This is a genomic window from Hoeflea sp., assembly GCF_984452065.1.
On sequence record NZ_CFHWAF010000042.1, the window covers coordinates 31,802 to 32,945 of the forward strand.

The 1,144-nt window shown below is 56.5% G+C and carries 1 pseudogene; it reads right to left on the reverse strand.

What is annotated here, in order from left to right:
• Window positions 1-717, reverse strand: a pseudogene (locus AC5E6N_RS10400) (M23 family peptidase); the annotation flags it as partial.
• Between the last annotated feature and the right edge of the window lie 427 nt (window positions 718-1,144).

The window sequence follows — 1,144 nt, forward strand, 5'->3', positions numbered from 1 at the left end:
GTTGGTGCTGAAATCAAACGGCGAGCTGGAGCCTGAAAACCGCTGCGGGTTCACATAGTGGAGCATGGCGACCTGGAAGGTCTCGTCCGTCAGGATGGAACCGTTGGTGCGCACATCCTCTTCCGCCTCTTCGGCACTCATGGATGCGGCATAATCGTACGGCGCGCCCGCGACGGGAAAATCAGTCACTTTCAGCCGTATTTCCGATTCCACCTCCGCTCCGTAGATGACCCCGGTCGATGTTTCCGGTTCCGGTTCCGGCTTGCCGGAGGAAAAGATCTTCAGCGGATCGAACTTCGGATAGTCGCCCGGGGCCGCATGGTTGGCGGCCAATGCCATCTTCACATGGGCAAAGGGCCGGCTGCGGATAACGCTGCGCTCGCCCTCGTTGATCATGGTGGAGATTTCCATGATCGTCTTGTCGGACGGCTTTGCGGCTATTGTCGTCGCGACAAGGCGGCTGCCCTTTTCGGCGCCTTCCAGCGGCTCGTCGATATCGGTCGCCGCATAGGCTTCGCCGGGGATGGCCAATTGCTCGCGGCCGTCGAGCGCCGCAAACAATGCAATGCCCATCAAGGCGCTGGACGTAATGCCTGTCAGAAATGTTCCGGAGAGCCATCTGATGGAGATCTCGCGGCGATCGGGGACCTTTCGGCCGTCGGCCAAAAGCGGTTCGTCCTCACCCATCTGCCTGCTAAGATCGTTGTGTGACGACATCGACTATCTTGTTGCCCCGCCCTGTCTTTGTTATCGACATTATTTCCCCGGCTATTCATCTGCCCTGACAGTGGCGGGGAGTCAATCTTCACCGGCGCCCGCAAGGCACAATTCGCGTATATTGGTTACTGTCGTTGGTTACTGTCGGACGTTTGCCGTCTTCCCCCTGCACGACATCGATATGTCCTGAAGACACGGGAACTGTGCCGGAATTAGGGCAAGGCGCCGCAATTTCATAAATATTTCGCCAATTTAACACCTGGTGAAGCCGCTTGGAAGCCACCGGTTCAAAACGGTTTTGGAGCCTGTGTCGAAGTTGTTTTCCGGGCCTCGGTCCGAGGCCGTAAAAAAAATGTCACAAATTCGATTTTCGCTGTTGACTGTTTTTGTTGTTGGGTTTTATAAGGCGTTCCGTAACGAGGGCGGT